This window comes from Rothia sp. HMSC072E10, assembly GCF_001813965.1.
Taxonomy (GTDB): Bacteria; Actinomycetota; Actinomycetes; order Actinomycetales; family Micrococcaceae; genus Rothia; species Rothia mucilaginosa_A.
On record NZ_KV814479.1, the window covers coordinates 60674 to 83136 of the forward strand.

General features: G+C 65.5%; 14 protein-coding genes and 1 riboswitch. Of the genes, 8 read left to right on the forward strand and 6 right to left on the reverse strand.

Annotation, left to right across the window (positions count from 1 at the left end; genetic code table 11):
• Positions 1-175 precede the first annotated feature (175 nt).
• A complete protein-coding gene (gene trmB / locus HMPREF2944_RS00650) occupies positions 176-982 on the reverse strand; it encodes a tRNA (guanosine(46)-N7)-methyltransferase TrmB (protein WP_070679437.1) in 807 nt (268 codons plus the stop codon).
• A gap of 239 nt (positions 983-1221) precedes the next feature.
• Positions 1222-1620 (reverse strand): hypothetical protein, encoded by a 399-nt coding sequence (locus HMPREF2944_RS00655; protein ID WP_070679440.1) that lies wholly within the window; start codon positions 1618-1620, stop codon positions 1222-1224.
• 482 nt (positions 1621-2102) lie between these two features.
• On the opposite strand from HMPREF2944_RS00655, the gene HMPREF2944_RS00660 reads away from it, so the two are divergent.
• Both HMPREF2944_RS00660 and HMPREF2944_RS00665 read left to right on the forward strand, forming a co-directional pair.
• Positions 2103-3572 carry an amino acid permease gene (locus tag HMPREF2944_RS00660; RefSeq protein ID WP_070679442.1) on the forward strand — a complete coding sequence of 490 codons (1470 nt, stop codon included), beginning with the start codon at positions 2103-2105 and terminating at the stop codon, positions 3570-3572.
• Positions 3573-3990: 418 nt separating this feature from the next.
• A complete protein-coding gene (locus HMPREF2944_RS00665) occupies positions 3991-5466 on the forward strand; it encodes an amino acid permease (RefSeq protein ID WP_070679445.1) in 1476 nt (491 codons plus the stop codon).
• 178 nt (positions 5467-5644) lie between these two features.
• On the opposite strand, the gene HMPREF2944_RS00670 is transcribed toward HMPREF2944_RS00665, so the two are convergent.
• A complete protein-coding gene (locus HMPREF2944_RS00670) occupies positions 5645-7264 on the reverse strand; it encodes a dehydrogenase (protein ID WP_070679448.1) in 1620 nt (539 codons plus the stop codon).
• Positions 7265-7699: 435 nt separating this feature from the next.
• On the opposite strand from HMPREF2944_RS00670, the gene HMPREF2944_RS00675 reads away from it, so the two are divergent.
• On the forward strand, positions 7700-10192 hold the full coding sequence (locus tag HMPREF2944_RS00675; RefSeq protein ID WP_083313036.1) for a helix-hairpin-helix domain-containing protein: 2493 nt from the start codon (positions 7700-7702) through the stop codon (positions 10190-10192).
• Between the two features lie 214 nt (positions 10193-10406).
• Here the strand turns inward: HMPREF2944_RS00675 and HMPREF2944_RS00680 are convergent, their stop codons facing one another.
• Together HMPREF2944_RS00680 and HMPREF2944_RS00685 are read right to left on the reverse strand one after the other, a co-directional pair.
• A complete protein-coding gene (locus tag HMPREF2944_RS00680) occupies positions 10407-11243 on the reverse strand; it encodes an aldo/keto reductase (protein ID WP_070679451.1) in 837 nt (278 codons plus the stop codon).
• Between the two features lie 154 nt (positions 11244-11397).
• Positions 11398-15450 carry a DEAD/DEAH box helicase gene (locus tag HMPREF2944_RS00685; protein WP_070679454.1) on the reverse strand — a complete coding sequence of 1351 codons (4053 nt, stop codon included), beginning with the start codon at positions 15448-15450 and terminating at the stop codon, positions 11398-11400.
• A gap of 257 nt (positions 15451-15707) precedes the next feature.
• Positions 15708-15839: riboswitch (SAM riboswitch) on the forward strand.
• Positions 15840-15874: 35 nt separating this feature from the next.
• Here HMPREF2944_RS00685 and HMPREF2944_RS00690 point away from each other — a divergent pair.
• The 3 genes from HMPREF2944_RS00690 to HMPREF2944_RS00700 all read left to right on the forward strand — a co-directional run bounded on the left by HMPREF2944_RS00690 (position 15875) and on the right by HMPREF2944_RS00700 (position 19077).
• A complete protein-coding gene (locus tag HMPREF2944_RS00690) occupies positions 15875-16102 on the forward strand; it encodes a hypothetical protein (protein ID WP_049342913.1) in 228 nt (75 codons plus the stop codon).
• Positions 16103-16112: 10 nt separating this feature from the next.
• A complete protein-coding gene (locus HMPREF2944_RS00695; RefSeq protein WP_070679457.1) occupies positions 16113-16547 on the forward strand; it encodes a PIN domain-containing protein in 435 nt (144 codons plus the stop codon).
• A 133-nt stretch (positions 16548-16680) separates the two neighbouring features.
• On the forward strand, positions 16681-19077 hold the full coding sequence (locus HMPREF2944_RS00700; RefSeq protein ID WP_070679460.1) for a cell division protein PerM: 2397 nt from the start codon (positions 16681-16683) through the stop codon (positions 19075-19077).
• A gap of 72 nt (positions 19078-19149) precedes the next feature.
• Here HMPREF2944_RS00700 and HMPREF2944_RS08920 read toward each other — a convergent pair whose 3' ends face one another.
• Positions 19150-19770 carry a 4-hydroxyphenylpyruvate dioxygenase gene (locus HMPREF2944_RS08920; RefSeq protein ID WP_168165812.1) on the reverse strand — a complete coding sequence of 207 codons (621 nt, stop codon included), beginning with the start codon at positions 19768-19770 and terminating at the stop codon, positions 19150-19152.
• A 215-nt stretch (positions 19771-19985) separates the two neighbouring features.
• Between HMPREF2944_RS08920 and purN the strand changes: the two genes are divergently transcribed.
• Together purN and purH are read left to right on the forward strand one after the other, a co-directional pair.
• Entirely contained in the window at positions 19986-20543 is a 558-nt protein-coding gene (purN, locus tag HMPREF2944_RS00710) for a phosphoribosylglycinamide formyltransferase (protein WP_049333074.1), read from the forward strand.
• Positions 20544-20755: 212 nt separating this feature from the next.
• Positions 20756-22366, forward strand: a complete 1611-nt coding sequence (purH, locus tag HMPREF2944_RS00715) for a bifunctional phosphoribosylaminoimidazolecarboxamide formyltransferase/IMP cyclohydrolase (protein WP_070679463.1) — start codon at positions 20756-20758, stop codon at positions 22364-22366.
• The last annotated feature ends 97 nt before the right edge of the window (positions 22367-22463 follow it).

Sequence of the window (22463 nt, forward strand, 5' to 3'; positions counted from 1 at the left end):
GCGTCTTAGCGTTGTGCGAGCGAGGTAGGGTAGACCCCCGCCCGCATGCACTCAGACCCACACACAAGAAGGTGAGGCTCCCCGAATGACCGGGGAGCCTCACCTGCTTAACGTATATTCGCGCTAACCTGCGCCACCTGATGCCGGTGTTGCCTCGGCTTACTTGCGGCGGTGCTTACTTGCGGCGGTAGGTCAGGTCGTGTGCGCGGCGGCCCGCCTCCTGAGCCTTACGCTCAAAGCTGGTGAGGGTACGACCCTCCCAGCGTGGAGCCCAACCACCCTGCGGATCCTCCTCGGTCGCACCGGCACCGGGGTTCACGTTCTCAAAGTCGGGGTGCGCCTCCAGAACATCGCGCATGACCAGGGCGTACTCCTCCCAGTCAGTCGCCAGGCGCCAAATGCCGCCGGGCTTGAGCACGCGCGCAACCTTATCAGCGAACGCCGGGGACACCAGGCGGCGCTTGTGGTGGCGGGACTTGTGCCAGGGGTCCGGGAAGAATACCCACAGCTCGTCCACGGAGTTCTCCTCGAGCATGTTGTCGAGCAGCTCGGGTGCGTTCGCCTGAGCCACACGCACGTTCTCCACGCCGGCGTTGCCCATCTTCAGTAGCAGGTCCGCGATGCCGGGGGTGTACACCTCAACGGCGAGGAAGTTCGCCTCGGACATCTCGGCGGCGCGGTGCACGATTGCCTCGCCCAGACCGGAACCAATCTCGACGACCTGGTACGCCTCACGGCCGTAAATCTTAACCGGGTCGAAGGTCGCCTCGGGCGCGACAGAGGTGTCGGTGCGCAGGCGCGGAATGTCCAGCACGTGGGTGGGGGAGTAGGTGTCCCAGGCCTTCTGGCGGCGCGCGGTGAGGCGGTCGCCGCGGCGGACGAAGGAGTAGGGCTGGCGGAAGAATTCCTCGGGAACCGGCTTCTTGGCCTTCTCTTCGGTGGATTCGGGTGCCTGGCTAGGCTGCGTGTTCTCAGTAGACATACCTAAAAGAATAGCGTAGCGCCGCTGTACCGTGCGGTTTCGGGGCCGCTGGGCGGGGTGATGCCGGGCTGGCCGGGTACGAGCGAACCGGGGGCGGATAGGGTGCGCGCGCCGGTCTGCGAAGCGTAGAAAACCAGCGGGCGTAGAAATTCTGCGCGCATACAAAAGCGCGGCGGGAACCGGAAGGTTCCCACCGCACTAAAGAGAGGTTGCTTGAGGAGTGAGCTAAGAGGAGGGCCTTACTTCTTGGAGCCCAGCAGCGCCAGACCCGCGCCGAGCATCACGATGTTGTTTGCGAGCTGCTGGCCGTCCTGGGTGGGGCGGAAGAACTTGTCGTGCATGTCCGGGTTGCGGAAGTACATGGTCATCAGGTTTGCCGCGAATGCGGTCAGGCCTGCACCCGCCAGGCGGGAGGGGATGAAGGGGGTCAGCAGGGTTGCGCCGAGGGTGGTCTCTGCGCCGGAGATGAGCTTGCCGAAGGTTGCTGCGTCCAGCTTGGAGACTGCGGGCACGCCGGTTGCGGCCATCTGCTGTAGGAAGGCGTAGGTGCCTTCGTCTGCCTTGAGCTTCTTGATGCCTGCGTCGAGGATGAGTGCGCCGGCGGTGAGTCGCAGTGCAGCGTTGGAGAACTTGCTCATTGTTGTGTCCTTCTGTTCTGTGGTTGGTCGGCTAGGTTTTCGTTTGAATGGTTACTACTGTAAACCTGGTTTTATGCTTTGTAAAGTTTTACTAGTAAAGTTTATTAATTTTTTGAAAATCGAAGAGGCGGGGCGCTCAGGATGGGAGCTCTCGGACTCAGTAGGTCACCACAGGCTCACGCCGCCCCTGAACTGTCGCCTCCCTGTGCCGTCTCAAATCCTAGCCATGTTGGATTCATTGCGCTCGTGTGGGTATGAGGGGGTAAAATTTGAGATTATGCATTCTCTGTATATTTCTCATCGGTGATACAAGCCTCGGCTAACCTGTGTCATTGGGGCCCACAAGCCCCGAAATACCGCACGTACCGCGGAAATGGGAGGTCCACCTCCCTGTACGCCGTTAAGGAATATGAGTGAATACCAACCACCCGGATAAACCCCCGAGTAAAAAACAGGGCAACAGACGCAGAAAAGAGAAATACGTGACACAGCAGCCAACGCCGCAGAACTCCGTCACCGGCCTAGATTCGGAGGCTGAGCACTCCAAGCTCCAGCGCGGGCTCAGCTACCGACATATCCAGCTAATCGCCATCGGCGGCGCCATCGGTACGGGCCTGTTCCTCGGCTCAGCCAAAACCATCGCCCTGACCGGCCCCTCAATCGTCTTCGTCTACGCGATTATTGGTAGCGTCATCTACTTTGTTCTACGCGCCATGGGCGAGATTCTGCTCTCCAACCCCAAGTACAAGTCCTTCACCGACTTCATTACCGATATCCTCGGCCTGCGCGCAGGATTCTTCGTCGGCTGGTCGTACTGGTTCTTCTGGGTCGTCACGGGTATCGCGGACGTCATCGCGATTACCGGCTACGTGCAATACTGGCTACCCGGCATGCCCAAGTTCATCCCGGCGCTCGTGGTCATCACGGCACTGCTACTGCTGAACCTGCCCTCGGTGAAGAACTTCGGCGAAATTGAATTCTGGTTCGCGGTCATTAAAATCGTCGCGATTGTCGCCCTCATTATTGTTGGTGCGCTCATGGTCGCCTTCAGCTTCACCAGCCCCGACGGCACCACTGCCTCCCTGGCCCACCTATGGGACCATCCCGGCCCCTCCGGTAGCGGTATCTTCACCCAGGGCGTGACCGGCTTCCTGGGCTCCTTCCAGATTGCCCTCTTCGCCTTCGTGGGCGCCGAGCTCGTTGGTACCGCCGTGGCTGAGACCAAGCACCCCGAGCGCACCCTGCCCAAGGCCATTAACGCCGTGCCCTTCCGTATTGCGCTCTTCTACGCTGTGCCGCTGCTGACCATCCTCGCCGTGACCCCCTGGGACAAGCTGGACAAGTCCATGAGCCCCTTCGTGGGCATGTTCTCCCTGGCGGGTATCGGCATCGCCGCCTCGCTGGTGAACTTCGTGGTGCTGACCTCCGCGGCATCCTCCGCAAACTCCGGTATCTTCTCGACCTCCCGCATGGTCTACGGCCTGGCGCACGACGGTGCGGCACCCTCCGCACTGGGCAAGCTCACCAAGAACGGCGTGCCCGCCAACGCCCTGTACCTGACCACCGTGCTGCTGCTGTTCAGCCTGGTCATGCTGTACGCCGGCAACGGCATCATGGAGGCGTTTACCGTGGTGACCTCGGTGGCGTCGATGATGGGTATCTTCACCTGGAGCATGATTCTGATTGCCTACCTGGTCTACCGCAAGAAGTTCCCCGAGCGCCACGAAGCCTCCCAGTACAAGATGCCCTGGGGTATCGGCATGAGCTGGTTTGGTCTGGTCTTCTTCGCGGTGATGGTTTACGCCCTGAGTCTGTACCCCGACACCGCCATCGGCCTGGCACTGACCCCCGTCTGGTTCATCGCCCTGGCCATCGGTTACGAGATTCTGACCCGCCGCCATGCCGCCAAGCGTGCCCGCGCGCTGGTCGGTGAAGGAGCCTCTCAGAAGTAGCCTCTAGCGCTCCGCTCGTCGTTGTTCTGGGCCTCGCCCCCGTGTTCTTTCTGGATGCGGGGGCGAGGTTTTTCTGTGTTTATTTACCCCCGTCAGGAGGCTAAATGGTGACCTATACAATAGATTTGCGACACACCAAAGGCTGAAAAATACTTCATTCACCTTTCAAAACGTGTAGAATATCTATCCAAACAGGTGTGAAAGCTCCCAAAGGTTCCCGCATCGGGCGATGTCCGAACTCGCCCCGGATGCGGTGCAAACCATGGTCGAGCCCATCTCCCGCCCCGAAAGCCGGGGCTGCCCCGCCGAGCAACTGGCCGCATATTCATACACTGACCGTGCCTCCTGTCTTCTCGAGATTTTTACTCCAGGTCATGGCATATGCGGTACGGGGTACAACCGCAGAAAAGAGGACGTCGTGACTGAACATAACCAGGCCACCGTCACCCCCGAGGCTCCCGAACAGGGAGAGCGACTGCACCGCGGTCTGAGCAACCGCCACATCCAGCTCATCGCAATCGGCGGTGCCATCGGCACGGGCCTGTTCATGGGCTCCGGCCGAGCTATCTCCCTAGCGGGCCCCTCCGTGATTTTCGTGTATATGCTCATCGGCGCCGTCATCTTCCTGGTGTTGCGCGCCATGGGTGAAATCCTGCTGTCGAACCTGCGCTACAAGTCCTTCTCCGACTTCACCACCGACCTGGTCGGCCCCATGGCAGGCTTCTTCCTCGGCTGGTCCTACTGGTTCATGTGGGTGGTGACCGCCGTTGCGGACATCATTGCAATCGTCGGCTACCTGCGTCTGTGGTGGCCCGACCTGCAGGCATGGATACCGGCCCTCGCCGTCATCGGCGTTCTGCTGACCCTGAACCTGGTGTCCGTGAAGAACTTCGGCGAAATCGAATTCTGGTTCTCCATGATTAAGATCGTCGCCATCGTTGCCCTGATTATTGTTGGTGGCGCCATGGTCGCTATCGGATTCACCTCACCCAGTGGCGCGCAGGCATCCGTCGCAAACCTCTGGAACGACGGCGGAATGTTCCCCAACCACCTGATTGGCTTCCTCGGCGCATTCCAGATTGCCGTCTTCGCGTTCATGGGCTCAGAGCTCGTCGGTACCACCGCGGCAGAAACCAAGGACCCCGAAAAGACCCTGCCCAGGGCAATCAACGCCGTGCCGGTGCGCATCATGGTCTTCTACGTGGGTGCGCTCGTCACCATCCTGATGGTTACCCCCTGGCGCCTCGTCAGCCCCGATAAGAGCCCCTTCGTCGCCATGTTCACCCTGGCGGGCCTGGGCATCGCCGCGCACATCATCAACTTCGTGGTGATTACCAGCGCAACCTCCTCGGCGAACTCCGGTATCTTCTCGACCTCGCGCATGGCCTTCGGCCTGGCCCGCGAGCGCAGCGCACCCGCGTTCCTGGGTAAGGTTTCCAAGGCCGGCGTGCCACGTAACGCGCTGTTCCTCTCGGCCGTGATGCTGCTGTCCTCCATTGTGCTGCTCTACGCGGGTGACTCGATTTCTAGCGCGTTCAACCTGGTCACCACCGTGGCTGCGGTACTCGTGATTTTCGCGTGGGCGATGATCATGGTCAGCTACCTGATGTACCGCAAGAAGTTCCCCTCGCGCCATGCGAAGTCGAAGTTCCGCCTGCCCGGCGGCCGTTTCTCCGCGTGGCTGTCGCTGGTGTTCTTCGCCTTCACCATCGGCGTGCTGGCCATGGATGAAGAAACCCTCAGGGGTCTACTCGCGATGCCCGTCTGGTTCGCGATTCTGGGCATTGGTTGGTTCTTCAAGCGCCGCGCTGATGCCCGTCGTCACGAGGCGATTTCGACCCGCACCGCGCAGATTGCGATTGTGGAGGCGTCCGAGATCTTCTCGGCACGCTAAGCCGCATCTACTATCTGCGCCGGCTATCGGTGCCGGCTGCCGCAGCTGGTATCCCGTGCATGCGTAAAGCCCGCGCCCCCACCTCCTTTGCAGGAGGTGGGGGCGCGGGCTTTCGCTAGCTCCAGGGATGAACCCGAGAGGCTCTAGAGATGAACCAGAGAGGCTCGGGGGAGTGCGCTTAGACGGAAGCCATCTCAGCCTCTTCGGCAAGCGGGTCGTTGTCGTCATCGGTGCGGTAGAAATCCCAGCGTTCACAACCGCAACCCGAACGCATCGCCTCGATGACGGCGGCAGCTGCCTCCAGCGGGTCGAGCGCGTGCAGATTCCACAGCGCATGCACCGGTACCGGGTGCCTCCAGCCGTGCTCCTGCAGGAACTCCGGGTCGAAGGCGGGCAGCGCCTCGACGGTGGGTTCAAGCTCGCAGAGGAAACCGGTGGGGGAGCGGAAAACCGTCACCACGGGGGTCGGGTCGGCATCTTCCAGGCAGGCTCCGTCGAAGAAGTAGTAGGTGCTCAGGCGGCGGTTCCAGGCAAGCTGCGCGAGGAGTTCGCCGAAGACTTCCACCGTCTGCTCCCACTGGGTGCGGTGGTACGCCGCAAGGTCGGTGTGGGCGGTCTGCACCACGCCGATGCCCTGCTCGGTGAGTTCGCGGGCGCTCAGACGTGCGGGTTCTGCCGGTTCTGCCGGTTCCGCGGGAGCGCCCGCAGGGGAGCCGTCCGGGGTATCCAACTCTGCTAGTTCTGTTTCGGGGAGCTCAGCGTTAGTCAGCTCAGCGTCAGCGTTAGTTAGCTCAGCATCGAGGAGCTCAAGCTCCTCAGCGGCACTCGATTCAGCAGCGCTCGCCTCAGCGGCACCCGACTCCACGGCAGCTACGTTGGCTTCGTTTTTCGTCCACAGGCGCAGCTCGCGGGCAATCTGCGTGCGTCCGCGATGCAGGGCCGTCTGCCAGGAACCGAACTTGGCGCGTACCGCACCCAGCGGCGGCACCTGCTCAATGAGCGTGGGAATGGTAGACCAGTAGCCGTAGTTCAGCGCCGTCGGCTCGCGGTCGTAGCGGGCGCAATAGCTCAAAAACAGGCTCAGAGTCTTCGGTGCAAAATCCTCGGGTACCGCCGCGGCGTCGATATACCACTCGTTCTCGAGCGCCTCCGCCGGGTAAATGCCGGTGCGGAGCATACCCAGGGACCAGTCGCCGTCACCGAGGTAATCGTTGACCGTCTGTGCAGGGGCAGGCCACGCCGATTCGCCCTCCATGCTGGCGGCAAGCAGGGTGTACAGGCTACCGCCCTCGGTGCCGATTTCTTTCACGCCGCGCTGCCTGATGTCCTCGAGGGTCTGCGCGTAGGCTTCTTCCTCCAGCTGGGAGTAGGGGTGTGCGGCAAGGTACTTGAGCGTTGCCCCAATCTTCGCCAGAACGTGCGCAATGTCTTCATTGTTGAAGTGGCGTGCCTCCAGCGCGGACGGCAGGGCGTGAATAATATCGCAATCAAGAATCAGCGCCGCGTACTCGGGCTCTGGAGGCAGATCGTAGGCTTCCGCGAAAACGTACCAGAGACCGCATGCGAGCACCGTGTAGCTCGGAGCGTCTGCCGTGACCGGGCCAAACTGCCAGATGCCGGAGCTCAGCGCATAGTTCAGGTACTTCTTGTTGATGTGCGGGTACAGAAAGTTGAGTCGGCGGAGAACCTGGGTAGGGGTGAACCCCAGCGCCGCGAGTTCGGCGATGAGTTCCGCGTACTCGTCGTGAAAATCTAAGTAGCCCTCCGGCGCGTTTGATAGCGCGGTGCGTTCGCGCATGGGTCCCTCTTTCCTCTGCAGGTGGGCGGCGCATCGTCGTACCGTGCCGTCGCACCCTGTATTTCTGCGAGCAGAAAAGGTCGTGCGGGCGGCCGCGCCACCCCCAATCTGCATAAAAGCGAGAAAAATTTTAAAAAATATATCCTTTTAGTTCAAAAATAGTTGAACGTTATATAGGCGTTCAAGCGGCGGGGCCGATAATCAGCTAACTAACCAAAAGATGACGCGGGCGGCGCCAGAGGCCCAAATGATGCAGAACCGCCCGTCGGCTGTACGCACTCGGGCTCTGCGGCTGGAACCGGCGCTGGAGCCGGCGGCTGAGGCCGGGCGGGGTCGATACTACCCCGGCAGGCTCGGCGGCGGCCGCGGGGATCCCGACAGCGGTCCCGGCGGCCCGGCTCCCGGAGCGTCGGCGAAGTATGCGAAACTGGAGGGATGAGCGAACACCCCCTCCCGAGCAGCATCGCGCCGCGCGGCGCATCCGCCAACGAGTCGCACCCCGAACCGAACTGTAGCCGACAGGACCGTGACGGGCGGGCCGAGCGGGCCCCCTCCTCGCACCTTGTCTCGGTACTCGCCGCAGAGCTCGGCATCGCCCCGCACCGTATCGGCGCCGCCGTGGCACTGCTCGACGCCGACAACTCCGTGCCCTTCATCGCCCGCTACCGCAAAGAAGCGACGGGCGCGCTCACCGACACCCAGCTGCGCGCCATCCAGACCCGCCTGGGTCAGCTACGCGCCCTCGAAGAGCGCCGCGCCCGCGTGCTCGAGGCGCTCACCGCGCGCGCCGACGAGGGGCTTATCGACCCGCTCACCCTGCTGCAGCTGCGTTCCTCGCTCATGAACGCCGCCACCGTCGCAGACGTGAACGCCCTCTACGCCCCCTACCGTAGCGAGCGCGTGACCCGCGCGCAGCTGGCCCGCGCTGCCGGGCTCGACTCCCTCGTCGAGGACCTGCTGGAGGTGCCCCTCGCCGACGCGCACGCCATCGCCGCCGCCTACATCACCACCGATGAGGAAATCGCCGAGGCCCGCGCGGACGGGGACGAGACGCTGCCCATCCGCACGGCCGAGGAGGCCCTCGAGGGTGCCCGCGCGATTCTGATCGACCGCGCCCTCACCGACCCTGTACTCGGCGAGAAGCTCTTGACCCGCCTGCGCGAGCAGGGCGTCATCGAATCCCGGGTCATTGCCGGGCACGAAAGCGACGGCGCGAAGTTCTCGGACTATTTCGCCTTCTCGGACCGTATTCGCTCCATCCCGCCGCACCGCGTGCTGGCCCTGCACCGCGCCAAGGACGCCGGCGTGGTGCGCCTGAAGGTGGACGTGGCACCCGCCCCCGCACCGCTCAGTCGCCTGCGCGGGGCCGCCCGCGCCGAAGCCGAGGCTGCCGCCGAAAACTACGAGAACGTACGTTCTACATACGAGCGTGAGGTGGCCGCCGCGCTGCGCATCCCCGTGCAGGTGCTCAACACCGTGGACGACGAGGACCGCGTGCTCGGCTGGCTCGCCGCCACCGTGCGCACCGCCTGGCGCGCTCACCTGCGCTCGCGCCTGGCCGAGCGCATCCGCCACCGCCTGCTCGATACCGCCGCGCAGAACGCGACCGAGGTGTTCGCCTCCAACCTGCGCGATATTCTGCTCGCCGCGCCCGCCGGGCACCGCCGCACCCTCGGCCTGGACCCTGGCCTGCGCCACGGCGTGAAGTACGCCGTCGTCGACGAGACGGGCGAGCCCCTGCGCACGGGCACCGTCTACCCGCACGCCCCGCGCAATCAGTGGGAGGAGGCGCTGCGCGAACTCGCCGCCGCCTGCCGCGAGGAGCACGTGGAGCTCATCGCCATCGGCAACGGCACCGCAAGCCGCGAAACCGACAGGCTTGCCAGCGAACTCATTCGCGCCCTGCGCGAGGAGGGCGTGGAAGCACCCCAGAAGGTGACCGTTTCCGAGGCGGGCGCATCCGTCTACTCCGCCTCGGCCCTGGCCGCCGCCGAGCTGCCCGACTACGACGTGACCGTGCGCGGCGCCGTCTCCATCGCGCGCCGCCTGCAGGACCCGCTCGCCGAGCTCGTCAAGATTGACCCGCAGTCCATCGGCGTGGGCCAGTACCAGCACGACGTGCCGCCCGCCGCCCTGCGCCGCGCCCTCAACGACACCGTCGAAGACTGCGTGAACGCCGTGGGCGTGAACCTCAACAGCGCTTCCGTGCAGCTGCTCGCGCACGTGGCGGGCGTGGGCACCGCGACCGCCGAACGCATCGTCGCCTACCGCACCGAGCACGGCCCCTTTGCGAACCGCCGGCAGCTGCTAAACGTGCCGCGGCTGGGTGAGAAGACCTTCCGCCAGGCGGCGGGATTCATTCGTATTCGTGGCGGCGAGGAGCCTCTGGATGCCTCCGCGGTGCACCCGGAAGCCTACCCGCTCGCGCGCCGCATTATTGCCGACGCGCAGGCCCGCAACGGCGCTCGCTGGGGGTCCGGCGCCTTGGGCACCTCGGACGGTAGCGACCCGCTGGCCGGGCTGAACCCCGCCGACTACGTGCAGGAGGGCGGACAGGACGGTGCAGAGGAGGGCACCGCCGGCGTGTACACGGTGCAGGACATCTTCACCGAGCTGCGCCGCCCCGGCCTGGACCCGCGCGGTAGCTTCCGCACCGCACGCTTCTCCGAATCCGTCTCGCGTTTTGAGGATGTGCGCCCCGGCATGGTGCTCGAGGGTACCGTCTCGAACGTGGCGGCCTTCGGCGCGTTCGTGGATATCGGCGTGCACCAGGACGGCCTCGTGCACATCTCGCAGATGAGCCGCGGGTTCGTGGCGAACCCGCACGACATTGTGCGCAGCGGCGACATCGTGCGGGTGCGCGTCGTGGAGGTTGACCCGGTCCGCCGCCGCATCTCCCTCTCGCTGCTGGTGGAGGACGAGAGCTAATCGTCGAAAACTGGCGGGCGGGAGTTAGTTACGAAGCGCCCGCCAGGATAGCTGATGGTTTGCCGAACAATCCAAGAACGAGCGTTCGCTAAAACCGGTCTTCGAAAGCCCGAAAAGCCGCGCCACCAGGGCGCGCAAAAGCCCCGACAAGCACTATCTGTGCCTGTCGGGGCTTTATGTAGGTGCGATTCAAACTCTACACCCGCGCTACACCCTAGAAGTCGATGTTCGCCGGGTCAGCGCCAATACGACCCTCGGGGGTGGAAAGCGCATCCACGGCCGCGATGTCCTCGGCGGTCAGCTTCACGTTCACCGACGCCAGGTTCTCCTCAATGCGGGAGGGGGTCACAGACTTCGGGATAACCACGGTGCCCTTAGCCAGGTGCCACGCCAGCACAACCTGCGCGGGGGTTGCGCCGTGACGCTCCGCGATCTCAGCCAGCACGGGGTTCTGCAGCAGATCGCTGCCGTTGCCCAGCGGGCTCCACGCCTCGGTCACGATGCCGTACTCGGCGTGAACGGCGCGCAGCGCCTCCTGCGAGAAGTAGGGGTGCAGCTCAATCTGGTGGATAGCCGGAACCACGCCGGTCTTCTCGATGATCTCGCGCAGCTGCTCCTCGGGGAAGTTCGACACACCAATCGAGCGGACCTTACCCTGCTTCTGCAGCTCAATCAGCGCGCGCCAGGAATCCAGATACAGGCCCTGCTGCGGCTTGGCCCAGTGAATCAGGTACAGGTCAACGTAGTCGGTGCCCAGCTTCTCCAGGGAGGCATTGAACGCCTCAAAAGCGCTCTCGTAGCCCTGGTCGGAGTTCCACAGCTTAGTGGTGAGGAAGATGTCCTCGCGAGCCACGTCGGAGTTAGCGATAGCACGGCCCACGCCCGCCTCGTTGCCGTAGATGGCGGCGGTGTCGATGTGGCGGTAGCCGATCTCCAGGGCGGTGGCCACGACCTTCTCGGCGACCTCGTCCTCAACCTGCCACACGCCGTAGCCCAGCTGCGGAATGGATCGGCCGTCGTTGAACTTTACGTTGGGTACGTTGTAGCTCATGATGCTCCTTCGTTTTCTGCGGGGGAGGCGAGGCCTCCGCGGGGTTCATTGGTTCTCTATGCTACGCCCGCGGCCGAGGCGAAGACGAGTCGGTTGTGCCTCGAGCTTAACGATGCGAAGAATCATGACGAGCCGCGGCGGGGGAGAGGGGCCGCTATCTCGCGTCCTTCTCCTCCGGCAGCGCGAAGAGCTCGCGCACATCCTCGGCCGTGACCGCCGCGGAGGCGAACTCACCCTCGCCGACCACCGCATCGAAGAGCGCGGCCTTCGAGGCCTTCAGCTGCATGACCTTCTCCTCGATCGTGCCCTCGGCGCCCAGCCGGTACACGTGCACCTCACGTTCCTGGCCGATGCGGTGAATACGGTCCACGGCCTGCTGTTCAGCGGCGGGGTTCCACCACGGATCCATGATGAACACGTGGTCCGCCTCGGTCAGGTTCAGACCGAAACCGCCGGCCTTGAGCGAAATCAGGAACACCGGCGCGGCCCCGGCGCGGAACGCCTCGATGACCTCGGCACGGTTGCGGGTCGAACCGTCCAGGTACAGGTGGTCGATGCCCTTCTCGCTCAGGGCCCGGGCGATGCTCTTCAGGTAACCGGTGAACTGGCTGAACACCAGCACGCGGTGCCCACCGGCCAGCAGCTCGGGTAGCCGCTCCACCAGGTACTCGCGCTTCGCCGAGGTGACGCCCTCGTAGGCGTCCGGGTCGATGAGCGCGGCATCCAGGGCCAGGCGGCGCAGCAGCGTCAGCGATTGGAAGATCGTGAAACGGTTCTTGTCCATGTCCTCCAGCAGGCCCAGAACCTTCTGGCGCTCGCGCTGCAGGTGCGTGTCGTAGATGCGGCGGTGGCCGGGGGCCAGCGGCAGGTTCACGCGCACATCGTTCTTCGCCGGAAGCTCAGCCGCTACCAGCTCCTTGGTGCGGCGCAGCATGAGCGGGCGGATGCGCCGGCGCAGGCGAGCGGTCGTGGCGGCCGCGTGCGCGGGGTCCTCACCGGACTCCGCCGGGCGGGCGTACAGGTCGCGGAAGGCGCGGGCGGAGGGGAAGAGCCCGTCCGCCACAATCGCCAGCAACGCCCACAGCTCCATGAGGTTGTTCTCCAGGGGCGTGCCGGTCATGGCGATCTTGGTGCGCGCGGGCATGGCGCGGGCGATAGACCAGGCGCGGGTGCCGGTATTTTTGACGAATTGCGCCTCGTCCAGCAGGAGCGCGCCCCAGCCGGGGGTGCCGGGGCCCTCCTCCGAGCCGAGCCCGGCCGCGTAGGAGACGTACGCGTCCTCGTCCATGCGCAGCAGCGTGTAGCTGGTCAGCACTAGGTGCGCCCCGGCCACGCGTTCGGCCAGCGGGGTCTTGCCGGCGGTGGTTTCGGTAATGGTGACGACCTTCGCCCTGGGCAGGAAGCGTTCGGCCTCCGCCGCCCAGTTCGAGATGACGGAGGTAGGCGCAACCACGAGGAAGGGTGCGAACGGCTCGACGCTCTCACCGCGCTCGGTGGTACGTTCGGAGGCGGCACGGTGCTCCTCGATGGCGTGGGCGAGCAGGGCGAGAGCCTGCACGGTTTTGCCCAGGCCCATGTCGTCGGCGAGAATGCCGCCCATGCGATGCTCGTACAGGAAGGTGAGCCAGCGGTAACCCTCCACCTGGTAGGGGCGCAGGGTGGCGCGCAGGCCCGCGGGGACCGGGTACTCTTGGTTTAGGTTCGGGCGCACCACACCCCCATTGTTGCGCTTGTCATGCGTATCGTGGCTTGCCGCGGGCTTATCCGCACCGTCTGCGGGGTCGGTTTCGCGGGCCTCGGAGGCCTCCACGAGCGCCAGCAGGGAGCGCACCTGCTCATCCCAGCGCCGGGTGGTCTGCACGCTGGCCGCCAGCGATTCCAGCTCGGAGAACAGCCCGGCCTGGTGCCGGTTGATGCGCAGCTCGCCGCCCGCCTCGTCGAGCTCCCGCGCCTCCGCGATGAGGGTGCGCAGGGTCTTAAATTCGGGGCGGCGCAGTGAGAAGTAGGTGCCGTTGCCTAGCAGGATGCGGTCCGCACCCCGGTCCAGCGCCTCGAAAATCTGGGCGAAGGGCACGGTCCAGTTATTCACCTTCACAGCGATGCCCAGCCCGAACCAGTCGCGCGAATTGCCCTCGGTGACGGTTACCTCGATGAGCGCGTCGGTGGCTTCCACGAACTCGGGTGGGGTGCCGTTGAAACGCACCCGAACGGCGGAAATGCGGCGCAACTTCGGCAGAATCGCACTGAGCAGCTCGCGGGTTTCCCAACCCTCGACGCGGCGCTCTTCTAGGCTGGCCAGGGCCGGATGCGCGGCCAGCACCGAGCGCACCGAGCGTAGCACGCGGGCCTCGAAGCGCTCGTCGCGCACCTCGCCGCCCTCCTCGCCGGGGTACCCGAAGACCGGCAGTCGCTGAACGCCGGATTCGTGTTCGGGGTCGGCCTCGAAGGGGTTGAGGGGGTACTCCCAGTGCCAGCCCAGCTGCGCATCGTGGCGAACCTCCTCATCGAAGGTCAGCTCGAGCACCAGGCGCGGCGGGGTGACGGCAGGCAGGGCCAGAGCCGGGTCGGGGGTGAGCGCGGGTACGGAACGGCTGAGCGCCGGCAGAAAATCGCGCTGGAACGCGGGGCGTTCGGCGGCGGGAATCTTGACGGTTCCGGCGCTAATGAGCGCCTCGGAGGCGGCGTCGAGCGGCTCGACCAGGGGGATGAGCGCCAGCTCCACGCCCTCGGGGAGGTTCGGAACCGCGGCCTGCTCCGGCTGTGCGGTTTGCTCAGACTGCACAAAGGCGTCGCGCCCCACCTCGTTCAGCGCGCCCGGCCGGGCGGTCTTCCAGTGCACGGCCTTGGCGGCCTGCTCGTACTCCTGCTGCGCAAGCCCGCCGAGCGCGAAGAAGCCGGTGCGGGGCGTGCCCATGGGGTGGCAGTGAGCGGCCGGAAGCCAGAGCTGGCGCAGAAGCTCGCCCTCGCGCCCCTCCCAGCTCAGCGCGGCCTCGAGGAGCAGGCCCCCGTCCGGGCTCTCCTCGGAGTCTTCGGGAAGAGCGGCGGCGCGCAGGCGCACCCGCGCGGGCGGCAGGATGGCGTATTCCACCTCGCGCCCGTTAATCAGCAGGGGCAGGCCGATTTCCTCGGCGCGTGCGAGCACATCCCAGAGCAGTGCAGAGCCCGCGGCGCTGAGCGAAATCCAATCGCGGTGCGAGGAGTACATGTTCTGCCAGGGGCGGGCAATCGAGTAGAGCTCGGCGAAGAAACGCTCATGCTCCGGGTAGATATCGTGGCGGCCGACCGGCCCGCCCACGCTCGAGGCGAAGGTGTCCCAGGTGAGGCCGCCCTTGACCCAGCGGCCGGTTTTGGAGCGCATAAGCGGGCGCGCGAGCAGGTTGATGGCCGGGGTCGCCCCGGGCATGTTGCGGCCGCGCGCGTAGGATCCCGAGACGCTCATCGAGAGGTCGAGCGCGCCGCTGACCCGTAGCGAATCGATGCCGGAAAGGTCCTGACGTGCGGAAAGGACGGAGGAGAGATCGCGTCGCCAGGCAGAAATCTTGGAGGCGGGTGCCTCTGCCTGCAGGCTCGGGGAGGCGCCTAGCTCGTTGAGCGCAAAGCTTCCCTGGGGGTTTTCGGGCTCGACAGCCGCTGCATCGGGTGCGGGCAGTTTCGCCGCGGTGGTGAGTGCACCGGAGGCTCGCAGTGCTGCGAGCGGGTCGGCGGATTTCTTCGCCTCCGCAACGTCCGCGCTCTTTGAACCTGCGAATCCCTTTGCATCTGTCGCCACCTTCGCAGCGGTAGCCTTCGTTACGGCACCGGGTACGCCGACCGGTCCGGGGTGTTCGCTGAGCGCCTTTTTCGCTACGGAGGCGCGGTCCAGCGCGGTGAGCATGAGCGCCACGGCGTGCTTGCAATTACTGACGACCGGGCAGGTGCATCGGGCGGCGAAGGCAGCCGAGCCGGCGCGCGGGGGGAAGAACCGAATCGTCACCTCGTAGGGCACGAGGGTGCTTCCGTTAACGAGCCCGGTGAGGGTGCGGTTATCCTCGTCGTAGCTGTAGCGCACGACCTCGCGGTTGCGCTGGTAGGCGGCCCCGCGCTGGTAGGTGCGGTGGCCGACCTGTCGAATGATTTGGGGTACGGTGACGGGGATTTCGGGGAAAGGATTGTTGGGCACCTGCCCATTATCTCGCATCGGGTGAGGTACCGCCCGGCGGGCGGTCATTGCCGCCTGACCGCGCGTATCCCGGGCGCTCTGCGAGGCGAATTGAACACGCTGAAAGCGGCCGCCGCGCCCCGCGCGGGATTGGTCTGCGTGCTCGCGGAGGGGTGAAAGCGAGGGGCTGCGGAGGATCAAATATTACGTGTCGAGGCCGCCGTGGAATGGTACTAAACAATTTGATAAGCAAAAATACATGTGACCTGAATCTTTTATGAAGAACGCTTTACTTAAGGTGAGAACGTGCTGTAAGCTGGAGCCAGCTTCAAGAGTTTCGACTGATAAGCTCCGACTATGGTCGAACGCCAACCCCATGTTCACGGGTGGCTCGGATGACGAAGCGGTTTGTATTCACCACCCTCAGAGGTGGTAACCGGTACAGACAAGAGCAACGCGAAAGGATCGCGCCACTCACGGCGCAGGTTGTCACATGTACAACGGCTCTGCAACCGAAGCAGTAATCTCTCTGAACCCCTCCCGCTCCTACCAGGACAGCCTGCGTGCCGCAGCAGTTCCCGCTCGAGGCGGTTTCACCGCGGTCAGCATTGACGACTACTCCCGCATTTCTTCTAAGCGCGACGAGTTCCTGAACTTCCTTCTTCTGCCCAACCCCGAGGGTATTCCCGCCATCGAAATCGCCGGTCTGCGCGTAGCGTAGCATTAGGGGTATGAACTTTTCCGGTATGCTCCTGGACTCCGACGTTCTCGCGGAGATTCGTAAGGCGAATCCAGACCCCGCCGTGGTTGCGTTTCTGCGCCGCCGCTCGTTTCGCCACATGTACATTTCGGTGTTGAGCATTGGTGAGCTCAAAGGCCTCTATCCCTACCCCGAGACCGACCGTTGGATTACCGAGCTGCTCGAACGCTTCGGTGACCACGTCATTAACGTGGACGCGCGTGTGAGCCTCGAGTGGGCGGGCCGCCAGGCCCCGCGCGGTCAGCACGCGGTGGGGCGCGACGACGCCGGCCCCCTCCCCACGGCCGCCCTGGAGGGGCTGATGGCCGCGAGCGCAAGCGCCTACGATCTGGAGCTGGTCTCCTCGAAGGCGCAGGTGTACCGTTCCTGGGGCGTGAACGCATCCAACCCCTGGACCGATCAATAGGGGTGCCGCAAAGATTCCCGCCGAGGGACTAACCCAAAAACTGACGCGACGTGAAAAAACCCGTCTCCGAGGGCCATCACCGGCCCTTCCGGAGGCGGGTTTCGTCGTCAAAACGTGGCATGATTGAAGGACGATGAAAAGCACCTCACCTATCTCCCGCTATTCCATGCCCATGCCCCTGTGGCTTCAGGGCGTCGTTGAGCTGATTCTAACCGCCCTGATGTCCGGCGTCCTGGTGGTGGCCGCTATGGCTGCCGTGTGGGCGACGAACGGTTTTGGCGGCACGGAGTTCTCGTCGGTGGCCGCAATGTCGGCCCACCTGTGGCTCCTGATTCACGGCGTTCCCCTGGACCTCTCGGCTGTCTTTGGCGCCTCCGCGGGCACCATGACCCTGGTGCCGCTGGGCCTGAGTATTCTGCCGTTGCTATTTTGCTACCGTTCCGGTCGCAGGCTGGCGCGCGCCTCGTACGAGGGGGAGTTCCTCATTCCGGTACTCTCGGGCTCGGTGACCTACGCGCTGATTTGTTCGGCGGTGTACGGTTGGGCGAGCCCGAGCCCGAAGCCGCTGCAGGTGTTGAACGCCGCGCTGGTGCCGCTGGGTATCGTGGTGGTCGGCCTGATGTGGGGCGGCTACCGCGAGGCGCGTTCGCTTTCGCGCATGGTGGGTGTTGATACGGCGGAGCAGATTTCGCAGATGAGCCAGTACTCGCGCTGGGCTGGGTCCTACGCGTGGGCTGTGGTGCGCGCGGCGGTGGTTGCCGCGGTGGCCTTCGTGGGCCTGGGCGCGCTGCTACTGGCCCTGGGTATTCTGGGCGGTTGGTCGCAGGTGGTGGCCACCTATCAGGAGCTGCACGCGGGCCCGGTGGGTGATACCGCTGTGACGCTGCTGCAGTTGGGCTTCCTGCCCAACCTGGTGATTTACGCGATGGCCTGGTCGACCGGTGCCGGTTTCGCCTTTGGCGCGGGTACCTCGATTGGCCTGACGAGTAGCAATGCCGGGTCCCTGCCGATGCTGCCGATCCTGGGTGCGGTTCCTGAGTCCCTGGGAAGCGCCGGCCTGCTGGGTCTGCTGGTTCCGGTGGCCGCCGGCGCGATTGCCGGTTGGTGGTTCCTGCGTGAGGGTGAGGATCACCTGGACGAGTGGGTCGCCCTGAAGGTGCCGTTCCGTCCGCTTTCGGCCCTGCTGTCCTCGCTTGCGCTGGGCATGCTGACCGGTTTGCTGACTTCTCTGGCCGCCCTGTGGCTGGGCTGGATTTCCTACGGCTCGTTGGGCGTCGGCCGCTTCACCGAGGTGGGTGCCGAGCCGCTGAGCTTTGCGGGCCACACGGCTCTGTGGGTGGGGCTCGGCGTGGCTCTGGGTAACCTGCTCAGCCGCGCCCTGGTGCCCGATAGCAGCCGCGATCTGCCGCGATTTGCCGATGAGCGTCCGAACCTGGGCGAGCGCCTGATGAGCCTTGGTGCTTCCGCGAAGGAGCGCCTGGCTCAGCGTCGCGCGGAGCGTGCGGCCGAGCGTGAGGAACGCCGAGCTGCCGAGGAAGCCGAGGCTGAGCGTCGCGAGGCGGAGGAAGCTGAGGAAGCCAAGCGCCGGGAGGAGGAAGCTCGCAAGGCAGAATCCAAGCGCAAGGCCGAGGCCGAGCGTCGCGCCCGTGAGGAGGCTGAGGAAGCCAAGCGCCGCGAGGAAGAAGCCGAGCGCAAGGCCGCCGAAGATTCCCGAAAGAGCGAGCCGAGCTCCGAGGACTCTGAGAACGAGGACTCCGAGCACGAGGATTCGCAGGAGCCCTCCGAGGCGCACACGATTGTGGACGAGGTAGCCACCGGCCACGTGCCGGTGCACCCGCAGGAGCCCGTGCACGCCTACCCCCTGGAGGCTTCCGACCCCGTGGCCGAGCGCGCCCTGGCGGATGCGCTCGCCGAGGTCGTTCCCGATGAGGACCTGCCCGAGCCGGTGGAATCCGATCTCTCCATCCCCGAGTTTATGAACCCCGAGCCCGTGAGCGCCGCGTCCGAGGCCGGTTCTGAGAACGAGAAGAAGGCGGCCCCGAAGTCCGCGGAAATCTCGAAGTCTTCCGCGAAGACCGCGGGGGAAGGCCCCGCCGAACCCGAGGACGCCTCCGAAAGCGCCGAGCCCGCTCGCCCGCGAGGTCGTGCCGGGCGCATCATGGCGTACTTCGGTTTCGGCGTTCAGCCCGCCGAAGGCTCCGAGGATGCCGCTCCCGACCGTTCGGGGCACGAAGCCTCCGAGGCCCCGGAGGCCGAGCCCTCCGCGGCGGAACAGCGCGCCCGCAAGCGCCGCGAGAAGAAGGCGGCCAAGAGCGAGCGCAAGGCGCAGAAGAAGGCCGGGGGAGAGCGTGACTTCATGGAACGCGAGCTGGAGGTGCTCTCCGCCGACCAGGCCATGAACCGTATCTTTGGCGTGCGCGCCCAGACCGGCATCCTGCCGCTTCTGACCGACGAGGCCTCCACCGTGGAGCTGCCCCCGCTGCCGACCGGGGAAGAGGCTACCGGCTCGCAGGCCCCGAAGAAGAAATAGTTCGAAAAATAGCACGAAACCCGCGCGAGGATGACTCGCGCGGGTTTCGTGCTGTGTGCGCTCCGGCCGCCGCTAACGGGAGGAGGCCCCTGCCGTGCTGCCGGTGCCCGCGAAGCTGTCCATGCTGTTCTGGAGCATCTGGTCGCAGGTGTACATATCGGTGCCGGTCAGCGCGGCCGTGCGGCACTCGCGGTACTCCTGCATCCCCGGCATGACGGCCAGACCGATTCCGCCGATCACGGTCATGAGGCTGTAGAGGATGCTGAGGGAGGCGGCAACGTAGAAGATCCAGGGGCCGCGCGCGCTCGCGGTGCGCACGATGGCCCAGACGTTCAGCCCCATGCCCACCAGCGCGAAGAGGAAAAGGCCCAGGAAGTAGGGCATGGGGGAGAGCACGAAGGAAGACGCCCCGAAGATGAGTAGCGCGGAGACCACGAGAACCATGGCCGCGCGGAGCAGGATGCGCTGGCGCTGTAGCGGGTCCATCGGCGGCTTGCCGGGGTTTCCGCCGGGCTGATGCGCGCCCGGCGCGCTGGGGTACTGTGCGCCGGGGTGCTGTCCGCTGTACCTGCCGGGGGTCGGCGGCCCCTGGTGCTGTCCCTGCTGCGGGTTGGAGGCGGGGCTCTGCGGCTGAGCCTGCTGCTGAGGGTTGCGGGGCTGGTCGTTCGGGGTGTTCGGCGGGGGAGTAGACATAGCTTTAAGGGTACCGTCCCTTCGGGCGTGGGGCCCGCCGCGCCGCCGTTCGTTCGCCTTCCGCGTCCGGACTGCTGTAGCCCTCCGCTCTTCCGACCGTCCCGGCCTACCGAGCGCTGCCGCAATACCTTCTCCCGTTAACGCGGGCGACCCTCTCTCCGAGCTCCCGCAACGCATGTGAGATGGGCTATACTGGTTGGGTGCGAATTGTGGTTATGGTATCCGGATCCGGAACGAATCTTCAGTCCATTCTCGACGCCGTAGCGGCGGGCGAGCTTCCCCTCGACATTGCGGCTGTTGGCGCCGACAAGCCCTGCCTGGGCATCGAACGCGCCCAGGCCGCCGGCGTGCCCACTTTCCTGGTGCAGCCCGGCGACTACGCAGACCGCCCGGCGTGGAACCGCGCCCTCGAAGAGAAGATCGCCTCCTACGAGCCCGATTACATCGTGTTCGCCGGCTTCATGCGCATCGTGGATGCTCAGCTGGTCGAGCGCTTCAGCAATCGCATTATCAACACCCACCCCGCCCTGCTGCCCTCCTTCCCGGGCGCGCACGGCGTGCGTGACGCTCTGGCCCACGGCGTGAAGATTACCGGCCTGACCGTGCACTTCGTCGACGCCGGCGTTGATACCGGCCCCATCCTGGCGCAGGCCGCCGTGCCCGTGCTCGACGGCGATACCGAAGAAACTCTGCACGAACGCATCAAGGTGCAGGAGCGCCGCCTGCTCGTGCAGACCATCGCCGACCTCGCGCAGAAGCACTCTGCCGCATAAGTTTTTCATACGGCGGGTGGAGCGCACGCTCCGATTCCCCGCCCGTACAGACGTACCGTCGCGCCCCACCGCCCGAGTGGGGGCACCCCGTGCCCGGCGCGACGGCGGGGGTAAACCCCACCCGCACATCCCGCCCACCGGGGCGGACTCACATCCATCCACCAGCCGTGCCGCCGCATGTGCCGGGCACGGTGCAAAGTATCGGAGTATTTGTGTCTCTTATTGAGCTCGATCGCGTGCCCCTGCGCCGCGCCCTCATTTCTGTCTACGACAAGACCGGCCTGGAGGATTTCGCCCGCGGTCTGCACGAGGCCGGCGTGGCCCTGGTGTCCACCGGTTCGACCGCGGCGACCATTGCGGCCGCAGGCGTTCCCGTCACCGAGGTGACCGAGGTGACCGGCTTCCCCGAGTGCCTCGAGGGCCGTGTGAAGACCCTGCACCCGCGCATCCACGCCGGTATTCTGGCTGACCGCCGCAAGCAGGAGCACATCGACACCCTCGGTGAGCTGGACGTCGAGCCCTTCGATCTGGTCGTCGTGAACCTGTACCCCTTCGTCGAGACCGTGGCTTCGGGTGCGGATCAGGACGCCATCATTGAGAAGATCGACATTGGCGGCCCCTCCATGGTTCGCGCAGCTGCAAAGAACCACGATGCCGTCGCGATTGTGGTGGACCCGGCCGACTACGAGCGCACGGTTGAGGCCGCTAAGAACGGTGGCTTCTCGCTGGAGGAGCGCCGCCGCCTGGCCGCTGGCGCATTCGCCCACACCGCCGCCTACGACACCGCCGTGGCTACCTGGACCGCATCCCAGTTCCTGCAGGACGAGGACGCCAACTTCTGGCCCCCGTACGCCGGCCTGGGCTTCGAGCGCAGCGAGACCCTGCGCTACGGCGAGAACCCGCACCAGCGCGCCGCCCTGTACGTCAACCCGGCGGCCGCCCCCGGCATTGCACAGGCCGAGCAGCTGCACGGCAAGGCCATGAGCTACAACAACTACGTTGACGCCGACGCCGCCCTGCGCGCCGCCTACGACTTCGATGAGCCGGCCGTTGCCGTCATCAAGCACAACAACCCCTGCGGTATCGCCGTGGCAACCCCCGGTGCCGCCGATCCGATTGCGGACGCTCACGCGAAGGCTCACGCCTGCGACCCGCTGTCCGCATACGGTGGCGTGATTGCCGCTAACCGCCCGGTGACCGCTGAAATGGCACGTACCGTCAAGGGCATCTTCACCGAGGTTGTCGTGGCCCCCGGCTACGAGCCCGAGGCCCTGGAGATTCTGCGCGAGAAGAAGAACCTGCGCCTGCTGGTTCTGCCCGAGGGCTTTAGCCGTGACGCCATCGAGTACCGCCCCATCTCCGGCGGCGCGCTCTTCCAGGAGGCCGACCGCCTGCAGGCTGAGGGCGACGACCCGAAGAACTGGACCCTGGTTGCCGGCGAGCCCGCCGACGAGGCCACCCTGCGCGACCTCGAATTCGCGTGGCGTGCACTGCGCTCGCCCAAGTCGAACGCCATTCTGCTGGCCGATAACGGCGCCGCAGTGGGCATCGGCATGGGTCAGGTGAACCGCGTGGACTCCTGCAAGCTGTCCGTTGAGCGTGCGAACACCCTCGGCGGCGAGGGTAACGAGCGTGCCCGCGGTGCGGTTGCCGCATCCGATGCGTTCTTCCCCTTCGCTGACGGCCTGCAGGTTCTGCTGGACGCCGGCGTGCGTGCCGTTGTGCACCCGGGCGGTTCGATCCGTGATGAGGAAGTTATCGAGGCCGCTAAGGCTGCCGGCGTGACCATGTACCTGACCGGCACCCGCCACTTCTTCCACTAAGATTTTGCGGCTACGCGTACCGCCGCGGCCGGTTACGGCCGGTCGGGTGTGAGCGCGTGAGTGAGGCGGGGTGCCCCGGGTTTTCGGGGCACCCCGC